This is a genomic window from Paenibacillus suaedae, assembly GCF_032337355.1.
Lineage (GTDB): Bacteria > Bacillota > Bacilli > Paenibacillales > Paenibacillaceae > Paenibacillus_B > Paenibacillus_B suaedae.
Genome location: NZ_JAVYAA010000008.1, coordinates 136,881 through 157,106 on the forward strand (window position 1 = coordinate 136,881; position 20,226 = coordinate 157,106).

At 48.2% G+C, this 20,226-nt stretch carries 17 protein-coding genes and 1 riboswitch; of the genes, 14 read left to right on the forward strand and 3 right to left on the reverse strand.

Annotation, left to right across the window (positions count from 1 at the left end; translation table 11 throughout):
- The first annotated feature begins 1 nt into the window (after window position 1).
- The 5 genes from RQP50_RS25545 (at window position 2) to RQP50_RS25565 (ending at window position 6,551) form a co-directional block, all read left to right on the forward strand.
- A complete protein-coding gene (locus tag RQP50_RS25545; protein ID WP_315747124.1) occupies window positions 2-1,756 on the forward strand; it encodes an amylo-alpha-1,6-glucosidase in 1,755 nt (584 codons plus the stop codon).
- A gap of 246 nt (window positions 1,757-2,002) precedes the next feature.
- Complete coding sequence (locus RQP50_RS25550) at window positions 2,003-3,757, forward strand: cache domain-containing sensor histidine kinase (protein WP_315747125.1); 1,755 nt, start codon at window positions 2,003-2,005, stop codon at window positions 3,755-3,757.
- A complete protein-coding gene (locus RQP50_RS25555) occupies window positions 3,738-4,982 on the forward strand; it encodes a response regulator transcription factor (RefSeq protein WP_315747126.1) in 1,245 nt (414 codons plus the stop codon). Before RQP50_RS25550 ends, RQP50_RS25555 begins: the two co-directional genes overlap by 20 nt.
- Before the next feature lie 138 nt (window positions 4,983-5,120).
- Entirely contained in the window at window positions 5,121-6,392 is a 1,272-nt protein-coding gene (locus tag RQP50_RS25560) for an ABC transporter substrate-binding protein (protein WP_315747127.1), read from the forward strand.
- Window positions 6,393-6,398: 6 nt separating this feature from the next.
- Window positions 6,399-6,551, forward strand: coding sequence for a hypothetical protein (locus RQP50_RS25565; protein ID WP_174811464.1), 153 nt, complete (start codon window positions 6,399-6,401; stop codon window positions 6,549-6,551).
- Between the two features lie 16 nt (window positions 6,552-6,567).
- On the opposite strand, the gene RQP50_RS25570 is transcribed toward RQP50_RS25565, so the two are convergent.
- Window positions 6,568-8,268 carry a CPBP family intramembrane glutamic endopeptidase gene (locus RQP50_RS25570; protein ID WP_315747128.1) on the reverse strand — a complete coding sequence of 567 codons (1,701 nt, stop codon included), beginning with the start codon at window positions 8,266-8,268 and terminating at the stop codon, window positions 6,568-6,570.
- A gap of 248 nt (window positions 8,269-8,516) precedes the next feature.
- A riboswitch (cyclic di-AMP (ydaO/yuaA leader) is annotated at window positions 8,517-8,675 on the forward strand.
- Window positions 8,676-8,734: 59 nt separating this feature from the next.
- Here RQP50_RS25570 and RQP50_RS25575 point away from each other — a divergent pair.
- Window positions 8,735-10,093, forward strand: coding sequence for a TrkH family potassium uptake protein (locus tag RQP50_RS25575; protein ID WP_021252660.1), 1,359 nt, complete (start codon window positions 8,735-8,737; stop codon window positions 10,091-10,093).
- A 39-nt stretch (window positions 10,094-10,132) separates the two neighbouring features.
- Entirely contained in the window at window positions 10,133-10,816 is a 684-nt protein-coding gene (locus RQP50_RS25580; RefSeq protein WP_072730655.1) for a potassium channel family protein, read from the forward strand.
- A gap of 92 nt (window positions 10,817-10,908) precedes the next feature.
- Here RQP50_RS25580 and RQP50_RS25585 read toward each other — a convergent pair whose 3' ends face one another.
- Both RQP50_RS25585 and RQP50_RS25590 read right to left on the reverse strand, forming a co-directional pair.
- Window positions 10,909-11,673 carry a hypothetical protein gene (locus RQP50_RS25585; protein ID WP_174809876.1) on the reverse strand — a complete coding sequence of 255 codons (765 nt, stop codon included), beginning with the start codon at window positions 11,671-11,673 and terminating at the stop codon, window positions 10,909-10,911.
- Between the two features lie 108 nt (window positions 11,674-11,781).
- Entirely contained in the window at window positions 11,782-12,687 is a 906-nt protein-coding gene (locus RQP50_RS25590; protein WP_021252663.1) for a LysR family transcriptional regulator, read from the reverse strand.
- Between the two features lie 330 nt (window positions 12,688-13,017).
- Between RQP50_RS25590 and RQP50_RS25595 the strand changes: the two genes are divergently transcribed.
- The 7 genes from RQP50_RS25595 to RQP50_RS25625 all read left to right on the forward strand — a co-directional run bounded on the left by RQP50_RS25595 (window position 13,018) and on the right by RQP50_RS25625 (window position 20,072).
- Window positions 13,018-13,689: a succinate dehydrogenase cytochrome b558 subunit gene (locus RQP50_RS25595; RefSeq protein WP_315747129.1), complete on the forward strand. Its 672-nt coding sequence runs from the start codon at window positions 13,018-13,020 to the stop codon at window positions 13,687-13,689.
- A gap of 16 nt (window positions 13,690-13,705) precedes the next feature.
- Window positions 13,706-15,463: a succinate dehydrogenase flavoprotein subunit gene (gene sdhA, locus RQP50_RS25600; protein ID WP_142545875.1), complete on the forward strand. Its 1,758-nt coding sequence runs from the start codon at window positions 13,706-13,708 to the stop codon at window positions 15,461-15,463.
- A gap of 2 nt (window positions 15,464-15,465) precedes the next feature.
- Window positions 15,466-16,230, forward strand: coding sequence for a succinate dehydrogenase iron-sulfur subunit (sdhB, locus tag RQP50_RS25605; RefSeq protein WP_021252666.1), 765 nt, complete (start codon window positions 15,466-15,468; stop codon window positions 16,228-16,230).
- A gap of 210 nt (window positions 16,231-16,440) precedes the next feature.
- A complete protein-coding gene (locus RQP50_RS25610; RefSeq protein ID WP_231586701.1) occupies window positions 16,441-16,803 on the forward strand; it encodes a hypothetical protein in 363 nt (120 codons plus the stop codon).
- Window positions 16,804-17,194: 391 nt separating this feature from the next.
- Entirely contained in the window at window positions 17,195-18,001 is an 807-nt protein-coding gene (locus RQP50_RS25615) for a metallophosphoesterase (protein WP_315747130.1), read from the forward strand.
- Between the two features lie 144 nt (window positions 18,002-18,145).
- A complete protein-coding gene (locus tag RQP50_RS25620) occupies window positions 18,146-18,898 on the forward strand; it encodes a metallophosphoesterase family protein (protein WP_315747131.1) in 753 nt (250 codons plus the stop codon).
- A gap of 88 nt (window positions 18,899-18,986) precedes the next feature.
- Window positions 18,987-20,072 carry a DMT family transporter gene (locus tag RQP50_RS25625; protein WP_315747132.1) on the forward strand — a complete coding sequence of 362 codons (1,086 nt, stop codon included), beginning with the start codon at window positions 18,987-18,989 and terminating at the stop codon, window positions 20,070-20,072.
- Window positions 20,073-20,226: the final 154 nt, after the last annotated feature.

Consider the following 20,226-nt stretch of genomic DNA (forward strand, 5'->3'; position numbering starts at 1 on the left):
GATGTCGGCAATGATTACATTTGATATTCAGCACATTCCATTTAGCCGATTTGGATCTTTTCTGACGGTATCGCATTTGCCGCAGAATGGCAAGCGAGAGGAAGGCTTGTTTTTGCGCACCGTTCGCGGTGGTGACGAGACGAGCGGTGCAGTATTCCGCCTAGAGCTGGTAGCTGGCAGCGAGGTTGTACCTTATTCAGTTCATAGCGCGCCATCCTCCTTAACCCTTATTGGAGAAGGCGGACAAGGTAAGGCGGAACTATGCCTGTCGGAGCCGGAAGCGATACGGATACGTGTGCGCGAAGCGGGAATCCGTCTGACATTAGTTGCGGGTACTTATGATTATGTGCTTCCACGTCAGGATGGACGTTACGAGGTGAATCATTTTACTACGGAAATGCGCTTTATGTTGACTTCGCTTCAAGGGAAGCTTACGGTCGAAGCTCCATGGGAACGTTCCAGATGCAAATATGCGGTGGTGGAATGCTTCCCAGGTGGGGGTAACCAAGACAAAGCAGCTGAAGCAGAGCTCATGCTTGAAGAGTATCGGATAGAGCCGCCATCCATTCGTCCATTCGAGTCGCTGGTTTCCTTCGACGAGGCTGCTGCCAGCGTGGAGCAGGAATTTGCTGCATGGCTCGGTAAGAGTCTGCCTGCTGCCTTGGAAGAGTTGGAACAGGCGCGCATCTTGGCTGCATACATCACATGGTCCTGTGTGGTGCCAGTGGCCGGACATTTGACTCGTCCCGCGATGTACATGTCGAAAAATTGGATGACGAACATTTGGAGCTGGGATCATTGCTTTAATGCAATGGCGCTCGCGGCGAATCAGCCAGAGCTGGCTTGGGATCAGTTCATGATCATGTTCGACAAGCAGGATGAATCCGGTCAGCTTCCGGACTTCGTCAATGACAAGTACGCCTTGTGGAATTGCTGCAAGCCGCCTATCCATGGCTGGACGCTGCGATGGATGATGGAACGCAATGAGTGGTTCAGCCATGCCGATCGCTTGCGTGAAATCTATGGACCGCTTGCACAGTGGAGCAAATGGTGGATGAATTGCCGTGATGATGATCAGGACGGAATACCTCAGTACAATCATGGCAATGACAGCGGCTGGGATAATAGCACGATTTTCCGCAGTGTGGGACCTATTGAGAGTCCGGATTTATCTGCTTATTTAACTATCCAATTCGAGGTTCTTGCGGAGATTGCCGATCAATTGGGCAAGCCATACGAGGCGCAGGAATGGCTCAATGCTGCGGATAGCCTGCTCGGACGCATGCTGGAGCATTTCTGGCATGACGGCCAGTTCAAGGCGGTTCGTTCAGGCACACATGAGCCGGCGCAAGGAGACAGCTTGATTCCGTTTATGCCGATCTTGCTAGGTGATCGTCTGCCGGAATCGGTGCGCAAAGCGCTTGTGAAGGCAGTTGCCGATGAAGAGCGGTTCTTCAGTCCGAATGGATTCGCCACAGAAAGCCTGAACAGTCCGTTCTATGAACCGGACGGCTATTGGCTTGGGCCAATCTGGGCTCCAGTCATGATGCTGCTGATCGACGGTTTGCAGCGCAGTGGGGAGCGGGGAGTGGCACAAGAAGCAGCGACGCGATTCTGCCGCATGGCTGCTCGAAGCGGCATGGCAGAGAATTTTGATGCACAGACAGGGTGCGGACTTCGCGATCGGGCATTTACGTGGACGTCGAGTGTGTTCCTCATATTAGCGAATGAATATGTAATGCAGCCAGCTCAATAGACGAGGTGGAACAGGCTCCCTGCCGCTTAGCGCATAAGGGAGCTGTTTTGTTATCTTTGTGATCTTCCCGCCTATTCGATGTCTGGATGAGGACAAATCGGTGCTTCCGTCTCCATTGTCAGATTAAAATTGGTTATGATACACTTCTGATACATCAACGCTTCGCAGCATCATGACTAGTCCAATAAGCAACAGGGGATGATTCCTATCGCACCGCCACGTGAAACTCTTACTGGATTAACCCATGTGACACAATCGGGTGTCTTGCATCGGCTACAGCAATGGATGGCCAATATGCCGCCCAATCCGAGGCGAAGCCTTCGCTTAAAGCTCGTGCTGTTCTTCTTGGCAGCATCACTGCTTCCTCTCATGATTCAGGGCGTGCTATCCTATCAACAATCCTCACGCCTTCTGCAAGAGCAGTTCGGCAAATACGGTCAGAACAGTGTTAATCAGCTGCAGTATCAGCTGGATACGGAATTAAATCAGATGAGCATGATTGCGGGTTATATTTATTCATATTTGCTTAATCCATATAAGAGTGTCATCAATGCGGAGATTCCGAAGACGTATTCGCAAGTGCAGGATAAGAACAACATGGAAGATTTCTTGAAAGCGCTTAAAAGGCTGCATGATCGCGGGATATTCATTATTACGAAATCTGGCTATTATTACGGGGACAGCATCTTGAATGTGGATGTTCTGGTTGAACAGCCATGGTGGAAGCGGATACCTGCCGATCATGCAGGAGAGTATTGGGCAGGATTCTACCCTCCACTGCATTATCGCGATGAGAAGGATACACCGGATCAGAAGCTGCTTGGCTTGGTTGTGCCGATCCGCAATCAGGCAGGGCCCTTGCAGGACAGCAAAATCCTTATTGAAATGAAGGCAGATAAGCTGATCGAACTGTTCCGTATGTTCGAACAGGATACGAAGTCGATTGTGACGGTGCAAAGTGCAAGTGGTCAGACGATCTATCATTCGCCGGGCAATTATACTGCGCAAGAAAATGATATCGTGTGGAAGCAGAACTTGAAAATAAATGATTGGACGATAGAAGCTAGACTGCCCTATGAATATTTTAATCAGCCATCAAGTGTTATCAAGTCTTATACCTTACTTGGTTTAGGCTTGTCAGGCTTTCTCGCTCTTCTGCTCGCCTACTTGTTCTCCACTCGTGTAACGGGCAGGATTAAGCGGATCAAGGAATCGATGAACTCCGCAGGAGCTGGTCGCTTGAAGACCCGAATCCAAGTTCAGGATGAGGATGAGCTGGGGACGCTTGCGAATAGCTTCAATAAGATGATCGGACAGATCGAAGAGCTTGTGAAGGAAATAGCGGCTAAGGAGCAGCTCAAGAAGGAAGCCGAATTGCGAGCATTTCATTATCAGATCAATCCCCATTTATTGTTCAATACGTTGAACTCCATACAGTGGAAGGCTAGGCTGCAGGGCAATGATGATATAAGGAAAATGATCGCTCACTTAACGATCGTGTTAGAAGCCAACTTAGACGTGACGCGTGAACTGGTTCCGATATCGAAAGAGCTGGAGCTTATTGATCATTTTCTGCAAATCCAGCAGGTTCGTTATGAAGGTGAATTTATATATGAGTCAGAAATTGCAACAAGTGCGCTGGCAGCAGTCATCCCGCGTATGAGCTTGCAGCCGCTGTTTGAGAATATCTTTTTCTACGCCTTCGAGGATGGGTATGGCACAATTGCACTCCGCCTAGTAGATACCGGGTCAGAGCTGCATTTAACCTTATCGGACAATGGTAAAGGGATGAGCGAAGAGCGTCGAATCTCTCTGCTGCAAGCTCCGAAAGACCACAATCAGAGACATGGTCTCGGGATGTACAATGTGGATCAGAAGTTCAAGCTGCACTTTGGTTCCGAATATGGATTAAGCATCGAATCCCAGTTAGGAAGCGGTACAACGATTGCGATACGCTGGCCCAAAAAGGAGGAGGAATCCGATGACAGACAACCCTATTAAAGTACTAATCGCGGATGATGAGAGCATTGTTCGCAGAGGCTTGATGGCAACGGTAAATTGGAGCAGATTCAACATGGTAGTCGTAGCCGATGCCCCAAATGGTCAGAAGGCATGGGAAGCATTCCTTCTCCATGAGCCGGAGGTTGTCATTACAGATATCGTGATGCCGGAGATGGATGGAATCGAACTCGCCAAGCGAGTGAAGGAAAAGTCGCCGCATACTCGGGTCTTGCTGCTGAGCTGTCATCGAGATTTCGAATATGCACAAAAGGGAATGATGCTTGGGGCTTCCGGCTATTTGTTGAAAACGGCTTTCGAAGATGAGGAACTGGATTATTATCTTCAAAAGTTCGGGGAGGAGCTGGCTGGGAATTCGGAGCCTCCTCCAGCGGTTCGCACTGCAAATTCTAACGAAGAGGATGCACAGTGGAATGCGGCGTTCTATGCCTGGTTATGCGGCTTCCGCAACAACTTCCAAGGCGAGCTGAAGCTGCGCTGGGAGACGCAATGGTATTGGTTGAATGAACCTCATGAGATTATATTGGTTAAAATATTCGACAGTTCCGAGCAATCGCTCCCTGCCGTTATCAAATCATCCAACCGTGAAGGGGAGTACTGGAAGTATCTTGGCGATAAGCTGCTGCAAGAAACGGAAGGCCCGTGCGCCTATATTCCCTGCGGTGTAGAACGATGTTTCTATTTCTATCGTCCTACAGCTCGCCTGAAGGTGGAACGGCTGTTGAAAGAGAGCAAAGCATCTTGTCCGCAGCTGCATTGGAGCAGTCGTGGCCCGTTAAAGGGCATGGACGGCTGGCTGGAGGCGGTTCAGGAGCTGCACCGAGCGGCGGAGTTGGAGCGCAAATTTGAGCTGCGAGTCAATTCATGGCCGGAAACGGTGATGCGATCGGTGCTCTTGGTAGCAGAGAATGTGAGTGAGCCTTGGTCCGTCAGTGATGTAGCACATCGAGTTGGATTGAGTCGAAGTCATTTCAGTACTTTATTTAAGAAGGTAACAGGAGAGAATTTTGTCTCCTTCTTATACCGTATGCGGCTTAAGACAGCGCAGGATTTGCTTCTGAATACAACGATGACGCTGCAGGATATCGCAGAACGGATCGGCATGGTGGATGGAAAATATGTTAGCAAATGGTTCAAACGCTGCTGTGGAATGACACCGAGTCAATACCGAAGCGGACAAAAGGGAGAACATTTTGCTCAAAAATGACGAAGGGCGTACGATATTACGCCCTTTCACCGAACAAAATCACCCCATATTCGGAACAATTCGCCGTTTTGAAAACGCTTTATTGTCTTTAAAGTGAAGGTATGTTTGAGATGCAACCATTTGGGGGGAATGAGCAAGATGAAGAGAACGTCAAGATTGGTTATTCTGTTAACGGTCTTTGCACTGATGCTTGCTGGCTGTGGTGGAGGATCTGGAGAACAAGGTTCCTCCTCCGGGGAAGACAAGGGGAAACAAACCGTTTTGCGTTTTGCAACATGGGATACTGGAGAGAAGCTGAAGGTTCAAGAAAATATCGCGAGAGCGTTCGAAAAATCTCATCAAGGCGTCAAAGTACAAATTGAACCTTATGCAGACGGCTTCGATCAGAAGCTGGCAGCATCGTTCGGTGCGAGCAATCCGCCGGATGTGATGTTGATGTGGGATTTCCCAACATACCATTCGAACTTGGAGCCGCTGGATGCCTTTACGGAGAAAGATGCAAGCCTGAAATTAGACGATATATACGATGGCTTGTTCAATTATGTGAAGGTAGATGGCAAGACGTATGGTATGCCTGCGGGCTTCACGACACGGGCTATGTATTACAACAAGAAAGTGTTCGACGCAATGGGAGTCCCATATCCGAAAGATGGCTGGACGTGGGATGACTTCAAGGATATTGCAACGAAGCTGACAGATAAATCGAAGAAGCAGTATGGATTCGGTGTCCGTGCTGAGAACGACCCGTATGACCTGCAAGGATTCATCTGGAGTAATGGGGGCAGCTTCATCAGCGAAGACGGCAAGACGATTGAAGGTATTATGAACGGGCCGGATACGGTAGCGGCTGTTCAAATGTTCGGGAATATGGTGAAGGACGGATACGGAGTCCTCGTAGGAGGAAAAACGCAGCTTGGCGGTAACGACATCTTCAAAGCTGGTAAAATCGGAATGTGGGAGAGCGGTGTATGGCCGCTAGACGGGTTTAAGGAAGCGAAGGTTGATTTCGGTACTGTTGAAATGCCAGCGTTCCCTGGCAAGCCTGTGAAGGGCGTAATTTCGGTAAGTGCTGTATCGATTGCGAAGCAATCGAAGCAGAAGGATCTGGCATGGGAGTTCGTGAAGTTCTTCATTTCGGAAGAAGCCGTTAAGATGAAGAGCGATGCTGACCTGCCGATACGTAAGAGCGTCGTGCAAGAAATGAAGCTGGATACATCCGAGCTGTATGCACCGTTCTATCGCATGCTGGAGCGTTCCGACAACACGCCAGCCTTCTTGCTTAACAGCAACTGGAACCAGATGAACCGTCACCTGTCTACTGCAGTTGATTCAGTCATGCTGGGTGAAGATGCACAGAAAGCGCTAGATACGGCAGTAAAGGAAGCGAAAAAATTTATTGAGAAGAAATAAGTAATAATGAGAAATAAACGGGGCCGTTCCTTCGATGAGGCGCATTACGTACATGCGTCCTTCGATATGAACGGCCCTTGGCTTTTCAAAATGATAGGGTATGGAGATATGCTCATGTACTCGTTCTATTACTGTACGAACAAATGGATTCAACTGTAATCAATGGTGTTAATGTTTATGTCCATGTCGTGATCGCTCTAGCGTGATCTTGGTTGCGATGAATCTTCGCGAGCGCATATACAATCCCAATTGGAGAAAGGAGGTACACAAGACCGATTAGGAGACCGACTATTGTTCCATCAAGCATGAATGACAGGGACATTAAGAAGTTGTCGAGCATAAGGTGAGCGAACATGGCCGTCCACCAGCCATGCTTCAGCATAATGAACAGGAAGAACATGCCGATAAACAGGAGCTCTACCGGCCGAGAGTAGTACGGATAGATTGGATAGGTGACATGTCCGAACGCCCATACAAGGGTAGGGATAATCCCGGCTAACCATGGGTTGCGGAACAATCGGTTCAGCAGTCCAACCCCGAACAAACGATATATCCCTTCCTCCGAAATAGCTGCAACCCAAGCTAGAAGAGGGAACAGTGGTGCAATTCGCAGGTTGAGCGGTGATTGTGAGGCATCGGTCGATGACCACGCATGAAACCCTGATTCCAAAATGAAAAATATAACCGTTTGCATGCCGAGCAATACGCCTGTGTACGCGATTCCGATCCATAATGCTTGTATGAGCTTGCCGCCAAATGCGCGATCACTCCATGTAGGCAGTACATCTCTGTACACAGACAGCTCCCATGCTCGCTTTCCCGCATGGAGAGAGAAGTATAGGATAACGCCTTGAATTACTGTAATTGCGCCTTGAATGGCAAAGGACAGCCCCATATTCACCCCGTCCACAGGGGTACGGAGTTCCAGAGCGAAGAGACCCGGAAGCACGTTCCATAGATGCAGCAGAGAAATTCCGCATGAGACGGCAGTAAGGGCGAACAATGTCTTCGATCCGAACTTCAGGCCATGACGGTAGACGATGCAAGCGATCAGTGAACATGCACTTAGTAGGATTGTCATCCACATATAGCCGATATTGTAAATGGACGATGCAGTCTTCGTTTGATGCAGTTCTTCAGCTAGATAGCTGTTCGGGATAACCCAGTAGGGCTTCAGCATGACAATGCGATCTTGGGAGAAGACGGCCTTCACGTTCAATGCGGCTTCACCAAGTCGTGCTTCAGGCACGTTATACTCTACCGTGTCTAGCTCCGCCGATGATGCGATTAGTTTTAATTGGGTAGGATTCCATCCCATGTGCTTCAAGAGTGTATCAGCAAGCTTCTTGCGGTTCACTGGATCCAAGGCAGTCTCCGCATCTTCTGCTGACGCCATATCCACATGATTTCCCGTAACCCCGCTAATGTAGGAGGTGATAGGAGGCTTTTCCTCCCATTCGAATCCAATAATACGACCGCTTGTCATGTGAACGTCAATGCGCATGACACCGGATTTTCCAGCCCGATTCATATTCAATAATACCTGAAAAGTATCATAGGGACTGGATGATTCCCATTTCTGAAATGAAGCGGTCAGCTTCTCCTTGCTCATGTAGCCGGAAACCGTTGATTGACTGCGATAAATGACGGTTGGAGCAGTATCTTCTTCAGGTGTAATTGAAATATGGAACTGTTTTAAGTCCTGTACAAATGTGAGTGCCTTTTGCGCTGCTTTCTCTTTGGTTAAGAGGGATTGGCTGGCTGCTGATTCCATCATGGCTTCTGTCTGCTGAAAGGGAATGAATACCTGAACAATGAGGAATAATAGAAATCCGGCCACAGAAGAAAGAAGAAGCGGCTTGGATACATAGGACATGTTGGAACCTCCATTCCATCACACATTTAGCGTATGGTTGCTTATTTGTTCATTTTATCCACTTCAACTTTGTAAAGTCCAGCAGAGAAAATGAAGAAACACCTAGCGAAAATGAGTGTTTTGAATACAATTGAAGAAAATGGGGGATTGTAAGCGCTATTTCTTCAAGTTTTTCGTCTTATTCTGGTTAATTTGTTCATTCCTTGACTTTGTATGCTGCAGGGGAAACGTATATAATCTCGTTATGAATTGCATACAAGCCGAGTTTCGTGAATGAACGAAAGCGGGGGACCCGATAAATGGGGTGAATATCGCAGTTGTGGATGCATAGAATCCACTTGCGATTAGGGCAGCCTGAACGTGCCCGAATCCGACAGCTAACCTCGTAGGCATGTACGTCAGGATACCAGCGATAGCATTGGATTTCCAGTGCTTTTTTTCGTGGGGAAAAAAAGAGGTGACTCCCGTGGAGGGAACAAAAAAGGCCATTCGATTCAATCTGACACCACCGCGAATTCTGGTTGTAGGGTTTGCAGCAATTGTATTATTGGGCGCATTTCTACTCATGCTTCCGATATCAAATGCGGATGGGATTCCGCTGCCATTCCTCGATGCATTGTTCACGTCAACGTCAGCAACTTGTGTGACGGGGCTCATTGTGGTGGATACGGGCACTCATTTTACCGTATTTGGGCAGGTGGTCATCATGCTGCTTATTCAAATTGGTGGGCTTGGATTCATGACAATGGCAACGCTGTTTGCATTAGCACTGAAGAAGAAGATATCGCTGAAGGAAAGGCTTATATTGCAAGAAGCGCTTAATCAGGGCAGCATGGAAGGCATCGTGCGCCTTATCCGTAAAGTGATCTTGTTTGCGGTATGTATCGAGGGGACGGCAGCTGTACTGTTCTCCGTGCGATGGGCATTTGATCTTCCGCTAGGCAAGGCCATTTATTTCGGTATCTTCCATGCTGTTTCTTTTTTCAATAACGCAGGCTTTGATTTATTCGGCTCTGTCAGTGGGCCGTTTTCGAGCTTAACCAGCTATGTCGGAGACCCTATTATTAACCTGGTATCGATGCTGCTTATTATCCTTGGCGGGATTGGATTTATCGTCTTGTCCGATTTGGTGGAATATAAGCGTACTCGCAAGTTGTCTCTGCATACGAAGATCGTGTTAACGATGACGGGATTGCTCATTGTAATCGGAACGGTCGTTATATTTATATTTGAATTTACCAATACACGCACGTTAGGCAGTTTGAATGGTTGGGAGAAGTTCTGGGCATCCCTGTTCCAATCTGTCAGCCCGCGTACCGCTGGAGCGAATACGATTGACATCGGAGCCATGCGCCAAGCCTCGCAATTTTTTATGGTTCTTTTGATGTTCATCGGGGCATCACCAGGATCCACTGGTGGTGGTATTAAGACGACGACGTTCGCCATTCTCATTGGAGCTGTATTTGCTATGATTCGCGGGAAAGAAGATATCGTCATTTACCGGTACCGACTCGCCAAGGATCGTATCTTCAAAGCAGTTACGCTGACGTTGCTGTCATTGTTCTTGGTCATTATCGTATCGATGATATTGTCGACAACAGAAGATCATAGCTTCCTGATGATATTATTCGATACAACATCGGCCTTCGGAACGGTAGGGTTATCAATGGGATTGACGGCGGATTTATCAGATATCGGAAAAGTGCTGCTGAGCCTGACGATGTTTGCAGGCCGTCTAGGTCCATTAACGTTGGCTTATGCATTAGGCCCGAAAAATGAGCGGGAATTATACCGACACCCAGAAGGAAAAATAACGATAGGATAAGCAAGTTAGATTGTAACGGACGAAGGAGTATACAGGGATATGGAGTTGCAGCAGTTTGCAGTGATCGGGATGGGCCGTTTCGGTTCAAGTCTCGCGAAGGAGCTGGTCAAGCTCGGACATCAGGTGCTAGGCATTGATAAAGATGAGGAAGTAATTGGGGATGTTATGGGCTTCGTAACCCATGCAGTTGTAGCGGACGCATCAGATGAAGAGGTGCTGCGCTCACTCGGCATACGTAACTTCGATTGCGCGATCGTAGCCATTGGTGACGATATTCAGACGAGCATTCTGGTCAGTATTCAGATGAAGGAACTTGGCGTGAAGAAGGTTGTCGCCAAAGCACTTTCCGAATTGCATGGACGTGTTCTGGAGCGGATCGGTGTGGACAGGGTTATTTACCCGGAGCGGGATATGGGCATTCGCGTAGCTCATCAACTTGTATCACCGAACTTGCTGGATTACATTGAATTGTCCAAGGAATATACCATAGCAGAGCTGAGCGTGCCTGGCTGCATGCAAGGAATGGCGCTCAAGGATGTGAATCCAAGAGCTAAGTTCGGGTGCAGCATCGTGGCGCTGAATAAGCCGAAAGGCATGATTATTGCACCATCAGCCGAAGATGTGCTTGATGAGAAAGATATTATGGTTATGATTGGTACGAATACGCAAATCGAAGATTTTGAAGAAGCATTTATGTTGAAGGGGAACGATAAAAAATCGTAAAGAATCCCTTGCTGTAGAAGGTCATAAATAAGCCTGCAGTTGTCGCTTGTATAGAGAAGCGAGCTGCAGGCTTATTGCTTATGTAAATGGCTTTACATGACTACAATTTTGAATACGATATAAGTCAGGAAGAAGTAGGCACCCATGCTTGCTGTGATGAATAGAAAGCGATTCGGACGTGCTACTTCAGTCTGCTCCATTGCTTCGGTCGTGACCAGAATAACGGATACGAACCAAGTGAAAGCTGCTACTGCAACAGATAATGAACTGAATCCAATGATCGCGAGAAGGAATGCGAGCACAAATCCTAAGCCAAAAGGCATTTGCATAGCAGCCAATTGGACAAATGTCGTCTTCAAGTCAAGCGGCTTGCTGCCCTTCCAGCGGCTAATGAACCAAATACTAATAAAGAGTGCGGCCAATCCAATAATCTGATAAATAAACAATTGAATGAAAAAGCTAAATGGCGGGGTCAGTGAACTTGAACCGCCTAATATGCTAAGTGGACTCATTAGTGAAGCGAACAAGCTTCCAAAGAGCGTGTAGCCGAACAAGGCAAAGCCCAGTGCGGAGACTAACGCGGCAATGACCGCATACACCCAATCGGAGACAGTAAGATTGCGAGCACTTGCCGGATTCTTCAGCAGTTGAAGGATATTCTTGCTGTCAATTGACTTGGCCCATTCAGGCACTGTGCTGCCTGGTGTCTTGTGAGACGCTGTCTCAGCAGTGGCGGATACTTGCTGTACAGATGCCTCTGCTGCGGAACCAGCATGCTGCGGTGGGACAGACCCTGTACTGCATTGATGGGATTCATTGTCGTTGATTGGCTTGCCACAACGATTACATACAACCATGGTTTCCATTTCCTCCTTATTCTCCCCTAGTTGAGAATGTTTTTTGTCTAAGCTTACTTTATTCGACAGCAAACGAGTGTAATCCTTCTTTTTCCTTTCTATCCATGACTATTTCCCTAGCTGTGATAATGATGCTGCTTCCATAATTTCCTCAATAAACTGCGTAGCGACAGGACTCAGCAGTGCTTGCTCCCCATATACAATGGAAGTTACACGTTCGGTTTGCTTCAATTCCTTCAGGGGAACGGCAATCAGATCGTTATCCTTGAGCCATTCCAACCGAAGATAGGAGCGTGGCAGCAAAGCAGCTGCATGACAGGTCGTGAGCAAGCGAACTATCGCTTCGAAGGAATCGATCTCCATGCGAATATCAGGCATGATGCGATATCGGCGGAATAGATCATCGATGAGCTTGCGATACCAGGTTCCCTTAGAGAAGAGAAGCATAGGCAGACCGTCCAAGCGGGACATCGTCCAATTGCGGATGCTGGCAAGTGGATGACGGCGTGGCAGCACCAGCTGAAGATGATCCGCGAACAATGGAATGCACATCAGTCCAGGCTCACGAATCGCATCGGCGACGATGCCAAGATCAATGGATTGTTCGCGGACAAGCGAGATGATTTCATGCGTCTTGCCGGTCACAGCCTTGAGTCTTGCGTCAGGATGCTTCTCGACGAAGGAGGAGATGAACAGCGGCAGTGTCGTCTGCAGTGTGGTTAAGCTGGCCCCAATGGTGATGGACGATTGACCTTCCGCCTTGAAGGATGCAATGGACTTCAAGAAACCGAGCTGGCGATTGCGAATATCGATTGCAAATTCGTACGTGAGCTGGCCAACGCGAGTTAGCTCCAGCCGCTTGCCATTCCGGATAAACAGCTCTACACCCAGTTCTTCCTCAAGCTTCGCTACTTGCCTGGATAGAGCCGGCTGAGAGATATTCAACCGCTTTGCTGCTTGATTCAAGCTCGTCAGTTCCACAACCGCTGCGAATGATTCTAACAAATCGAGCATATTTCATAGCCTCCTACGATATGAATGATGAGCTAAGCGTAAAAATGAATGGCTTCTTATGCGTTTTAGTTATAAAAGATATAAAAACATTGCAATTCCATTATAAGGGGATTCGGAGTAACATGGTAGTGTCACAAGTTGTTCACATAACTACAGAAGAGCGGTTTGCAGGAAGAACCGCGAATGTTGTCGAAAGCGGTAACAACTGCGTCATGGCAGTGGTTTTTCGTTGTGACAAATTATTGACGCTTTCGACATGCACAGGTAAAATGAGGATGTTTATTACCAAAATCTACTGGGACACAAATGGAAAGGGGAACCGGCACGCTTATGAAACGAGGATATTTTTACTCGCGCAAGCTGCACTCGCTTCTTGGAATTATTCCGCTCGGATTCTTCATTGTCGAGCACATGCTTACGAACTACGCTGCGTTCGAAGGCGGGAAGGAAGCATTTCAGGGCAGTGTCAAATTTTTGAATGAATTGCCGCTTATATTTTTCCTAGAATTGTTCGGCATCTGGCTTCCGCTTCTGTATCACGGCGTATACGGGTTGTACATTGCGTACACATCCAAGAACAACGTAGGCAATTATAATTACGGCCGCAACGTAGCTTTCTTGATGCAGCGGATAACAGGGGTCATTACATTCGTATTTGTCACATGGCATGTGTACGAAACGCGTGTTCAAATTGCGACTGGCAATATTACGCATGAGCAGCTAGGCACATACATGCATGACATAATTACTTCTCCAGTTATGTTTATCATATATTTGGTCGGTGCGATTTCTGCATCCTTTCATTTTACGAACGGATTGTGGGCTTTCCTCGTAAGCTGGGGCATTACGGTTGGACCACGCGCACAAAATGTATCCGCAAAAATCTGCATGGGCTTGTTCATTATTATGGCAGTCATGTTCACATTGTCGTTAATCGGATTCCGCTCTGCAGAGTTCCAAGCAGCGGAAGCAGTTCAATCTATTATTCCATTCATCGGTTAAGGGAGGGTGACGCATTATGGCAAAACAGAACATTATCGTCGTTGGCGGAGGACTTGCTGGTCTTATGGCAACGATCAAAGCAGCGGAAGCAGGCGTTCACGTCGACCTTTTTTCTTTAGTTCCTGTGAAACGTTCTCACTCCGTCTGTGCGCAGGGCGGAATTAACGGCGCGGTAAATACAAAGGGTGAAGGGGATTCCCCTTGGGAGCACTTCGATGACACGGTATATGGGGGAGACTTCCTGGCGAACCAGCCCCCTGTAAAAGCGATGTGTGAAGCAGCGCCTGGCATCATCCACTTGATGGACCGTATGGGGGTTATGTTCAGCCGTACGCCAGAGGGCTTGCTTGACTTCCGCCGCTTCGGCGGGACGCAATATCACCGCACAGCTTTTGCTGGAGCTACAACGGGCCAGCAGCTGCTGTATGCGCTTGATGAGCAAGTGCGACGCTGGGAAGCAGAGGGACTTGTAACAAAGTATGAGCACTGGGAATTCCTCTCTGCCATCGTGGATGATGAAGGCGTATGCCGAGGCATTACAGCGCAGGACTTGCGCAGCATGAACATTACGCACTTCGCTGCGGATGCTGTTATTTTGGCGACAGGCGGACCAGGGATTGTCTTCGGCAAAACAACGAACTCGGTCATTAATACCGGGACTGCGGCCAGCGCAGTGTATCAACAAGGCGTTCGTTATGCGAATGGGGAATTCATTCAAATTCACCCGACAGCCATCCCGGGAGATGACAAGCTCCGTCTTATGTCTGAATCGGCTCGCGGTGAGGGCGGTCGTATCTGGACGTATAAGGACGGCAAGCCATGGTACTTCCTTGAAGAGAAATATCCGGCTTACGGGAACCTCGTTCCGCGTGATATTGCGACTCGCGAAATCTTCCATGTGTGCGTTGATGAGAAGCTTGGCATCAATGGCGAGAACATGGTCTATCTCGATCTGTCGCATAAAGATCCGAAGGAGCTGGACGTGAAGCTCGGCGGCATTATTGAAATTTATGAAAAATTCATGGGTGACGACCCGCGCAAGATACCAATGAAAATCTTCCCTGCGGTGCATTACTCAATGGGCGGCATGTGGGTCGACTACAACCAGATGACAAATATCAAGGGCTTGTTCGCGGCTGGAGAGTGTGAATATCAATATCATGGTGCGAACCGTCTTGGAGCGAACTCGCTGTTGTCAGCGATCTTCGGCGGCATGGTGTCCGGACCTAAAGCAGTAGAGTATGTCCGTGGCTTGAGCAAAGCGACAGAGGATGTATCGGCAAGCGTATTTGAACGTGAAGCAAAGCTGAGAACGTCCCAGTATGAGGACTTGCTCAAGATGGACGGTACGGAAAATGCGTACGTCATCCATAAGGAACTGGGCGAATGGATGACCAACAATATGACTGTCGTTCGCTACAATAACAAGCTGGAAGATACAATCAACAAGATTAAGGAATTGAAGCAGCGTTACAGCAAAATCAACATGACGGATACGGCTCGCTGGAGCAACCAAGGGGTGGCCTTCACTCGTCAGTTGTGGAATATGCTGGAGCTGTCGGAAGCCATGACGAAGAGTGCGCTGCTTCGCAACGAAAGCCGTGGAGCACATTACAAGCCTGATTTCCCAGATCGCAATGATGAGCAGTTCCTGAAGACGACAATTGCGTCATGGACCTCAGAGGGACCTGAAATTTCATACGAAGACGTGGATGTATCGCTTATCAAACCGCGCAAGCGTGACTATACGGCGAACAAGAAGAAAGGGGAATAACGATGGCGGAAGCTGTGGCACAATCCAAAAAAGTCAAGTTGATCGTGACGCGTCAGGATGCGCCGGACGCGCAGCCGTACACGGAAGAATTCGAGATCCCATATCGCCCGAATATGAACGTCATTAGCGCATTAATGGAAATCCAACGAAATCCTGTGGATGCAGCTGGTAAATCAACTGCTCCGGTATGCTGGGAATCGAACTGTCTTGAAGAAGTGTGCGGAGCTTGTTCTATGGTCATTAACGGCAAGCCGAGACAGGCTTGCTCCGCGTTGATCGATAAGCTCGAACAGCCGATTCGAATTGCTCCAATGAAGACGTTCCCAGTTGTTCGTGACCTCGTGATCAACCGCCAGCGTATGTTCGATGCGTTGAAGAAAGTCAAGGCATGGATTCCGATTGACGGTACTTATGACCTCGGGCCTGGGCCTCGTATGGCAGAGACGAAGCGACAATGGGCGTATGAATTGTCGAAGTGTATGACCTGTGGTGTCTGCCTGGAAGCCTGTCCGAATGTAAATGAGAAGACGAGCTTCATCGGGCCTGCTCCGATCTCGCAGGTTCGACTGTTCAATGCGCATCCGACAGGAGAAATGAATAAGGACGAGCGCTTGGAACAATTGCTTGAGGACGGCGGTATTGAAGGGTGCGGCAATTCCCAGAACTGTGTCCGTTCTTGTCCGAAGGAAATTCCGCTTACGACATCTATTGCTGAGATGAATAAAGACACAACGAAGCTGATGTTCAAACGCTGGTTTATGCAATAAAGTAAGGTAGGAGCGCCCCGAATAGGGGCGCTTTTTTGTACCAGATAATTCGGATATCCACGTATGGCGTTATGAGCGTGAAACAAGTCAAAGCGAAGCAAAAAATTTTTAAGAAAAATTTGTATTCCAAAACTGAATTTTCGATTATAGTATTGGTTAACAACTTGAATGTGCGCTGGAAGCTTGTGAAGATGACTAGGGGGTGCCGAGTTGATAGTCCATTTGCCAATACAGGACACGAACAGCTGGTACGAGAACAGCCTCTTCAGTAAGGTGAAACTGCTGGTGGACGAGTGGGATCCACTAGGACTGCGGGCGCTTGGGGCGCCGGACGATGAATACGATTGCCTTACCGCGTACATAGTCAAGCTTAGTGCTGCCAACTCGGACATGAAGATGATGGAAGAGGCGCTGGAACAATGCATGGAGGAGCATTTCGGAATTGGGCCTTCCATTATGGAAAGGGAAAGGCTTCAGCGTTGGAGAACGAGTGTTTCAATGTTTTGTAAGCGTTTAGATTCGCTGATCGAGCATGCGGCTCAGCCGTATGTGGAGTATTATTCACCAGGATAATGGAAGCGCAAACAATTCATAGAGAGCGATACAGGCAATGGACTGCCGGCCCTATTACAGTGGTCGGCAGTTGTTGTATAGACGAAGCGAAATAGGAATCGTGTGATGACGCAATACGCTCTTGTGATAGCCAGACAGGCTATCTACTCTAAACGAAATGGGAACATGGATAAATTGACCCTCACTAGGATTTGCATTGAATACCGAGCTGATTCATAATAAAAGGACGAGACAGGATAGTCATACATAGGAATCGGCGTTTACTGAATGCAAGAGGTAAAGGTAGGGGATAGCTATAAAATCTCCAATGACGAGAGACACGAATCCGAATTCAGTTGCGAATCCGGGAAGACGGCGTTTACTGCGCATGATGGTAGGGGCAGTAATAATAATGCCTATGGCGGTTGGGGGCTATGCCAGATTCATTGAGCCTAATAATATCCGGCAGCGCAAGCTTGAGCTGGATATTCACGGACTGCCGGCTTCCTTCAATGGGCTGACCATAGCGCATATATCAGATATCCATTACGGACATCATCTAAGTGAATCGAAGCTGGCGAGCATTGTCCAAGATGTACAAGCCAATCAACCGGATGTGATATGCATTACAGGAGATATCGTTGATCATGGGAATGTGGTTCCAGCAGAGATTGTACCAATCCTGCGCCAACTGCGTGCACCATATGGTTCCTATGCTGTGCTTGGCAATCATGACTATCGGGGAAGAGGCGCAGAGGCTGTGCAGAATGCGCTGCAAGCGGCAGGAATCCGCATGCTGCGGAATGATAATGTGATACTCAGGCGGAATCATGAAGTGCTCGCTCTGGCGGGAATCGACGACGCATTGGAAGGGACTCCTGATATGACGCGTGCTATGCAAGGGATATCGGGGAAAATGTGTTGTATTCTGCTCGCCCATGAACCGGATTGGGGATCGGTTGCCCTCAACTATCAAGTTGATCTTCAATTGTCTGGACATAGTCATGGGGGTCAGGTACGTGTGCCACTGGTGGGGCCCTTGTTCCTTCCAACGTTAGGTGAGCGGTACCCGGATGGATTATACACGCTAGAACGTGTAGATAGACCAAATCGCCCACTTCAGATTTATACGAGCAGAGGATTGGGGACGACGTTTCTGCCCGTTCGCTTGTTGTGCCCTCCGGAGTGGGCCTTGCTTACCTTGAGATCAATTGGATAAGGTTTATGCATAAGTAGCCCGTTTGAGGCATAGCAAAGATATATTAGTAGGAGTAGGGTCACATGGCTATTCGTGATGATCAGTAGTATTCGGCTTATCCCCTTAGGGTGTATAATGCTGATATTAGGGAGGAGACGAAGCGACATGCAGTCTATAGCTATCATTTCCGATATACATGGGAATTTACAGGCGCTAGAAGCCGTGCTTAATGATATTCAGCGACAAGGCGCTGATAAAATATACTGCCTAGGCGATTTAGTGGGGAAAGGGCCAAACCCCGTAGAAGTTGTTGATATGTTATTTGAATATTGCGATGTAATCGTCAAAGGGAATTGGGATGAGCTTGTTCGGCAGATTGAAGATGACGAGCAGTTCTACTGGCATGCACACCGGCTTGGTTCAGAGCGGTTAGCCCGTCTGGAACGGCTCCCCTTCTCTTATGACTTCAATATGAGTGGGCGTCATATTCGCCTGTTCCATGCTTCTCCACAGAGTGTGTTCACTCGTGTACAGCCATGGGATGCTGCAGAGAATCGCCTTGCCATGTTCGATTTCACTGCGTCATTGACGGAACCGCTCCACCCATGCCAATCACCAGATGTGGTCATCTATGGGGACATTCATAATGCTTTCTTGCAGCATTTTGGAGGGCATACGTTAGTGAACTGCGGCAGTGTCGGCAATCCGCTGGACATGACGCAAGCCTCTTATGTAATGCTGCAGGGCTATTTCGGGCAAGTACAGCAAAGTGAGTTTTCTATTCATTTCCACCGTGTTCCTTATGATATTGAGCAGGCTGTTCGGGCTGCGGAAATGAGTGATATGCCTGGGGTGAAGCCGTATGTGCGAGAGCTGCGTACAGGGGTATTTCGCGGGCTGCATCAGAACGAAGAATAATTGATAGAAATGATTGTTGTCAGCGTGCATTCATGCTAGGATAGAATAGGTCAATGACGATGCCGCCCTAATTAGGGCGGCATTATTGTTGCACATTCAACTAGAACTTAATGTGAGCGTAGCGGATCAGAGCATGATCTACTCGCAGCATTATGGACAAGAGGCGGCGGAAGCCGCACGTAGAAAGGTGGATACATCAGTGACAGCGCAGAAATGGTTCACTCACCCTGTAGGCATGACCGTAAGTGCGATCATTGCTACATTGTTGTGGGGAAGCGCGATGCCGGCGATTAAGCTTGGGTATGAAGCACTCAAGATTGGCTCGGACGCGGCTTATGAACAATGGGTATTTGCAGGATATCGATTTGCTTTGGCTGGACTTATGCTCATTCTATTGACTGCTTGCATGAATCGTGGAACGCGAGCTGATGGGGTTCATTACGGTCAGTCTCGGCGTGTTGGCTGGCGAGTCACACGTCTTGCAGTCATACAGACTTTTTTGCAGTATATTTTCTTCTATATAGGCCTAAGTTTAAGTACTGGAATGAAAGGCGCGATTATTACTGGCGCAACCTCCTTCTTCCAAATGGTCATTGCACGGGTGGTTGATCGCAGTGAAAGCTTCACAATCGGCAAGATACTCGGATTAGGCTTGGGATTCGCGGGCGTTATTATTGTAACCTTCAGTAATACAGGCGGCGCAGGTATGTCATTTGGCATTGGCGATGTGTGCCTGATATTATCGGCATTGTTCGGTGCGATAGGGAATGTGCTGGCGCGCCATGAGTCGCGTGATTTGCCGGTATTGTGGCTGACTGGACGCCAGATGGCCCTAGGTGGAATTGGGCTTATTCTGGTAGGCGCATGGCGTGCAGGTTTCGCTCCCTTTCAATGGGATGTCTCATCCTTGCTGCTGCTCCTCTATCTGGCCTTCTTGTCGGCAGCGGGATTCAGCTTGTGGAATTTGATTATGAAATATAATCAGGTAGGGAAAGTATCGATGTTCCTCTTCCTCATTCCGTTGTTTGGAGTACTATTATCCGCATGGCTGTTGAATGAATCTTGGAATGGTGGGACATTGGCAGCACTTGGCCTTGTTGTTGCAGGGATCATTGTGGTGAATCGATCTTCTGCAGAGAAGTCTGCTCGCAAGGCAGTTCAGAGGGCGGTTTAACACAGGCTTAATAATTTGTTACACAATGGTAATATTCCTGTTAACGTTGGTTAATGTACAGAGGGTATATTAATAACAAGACCCCCTTTTGATGAATATATATCCCTTGAGACGGATCTGTGAGATACAGGTCCCTTTTTTTTTGCCCTTAACT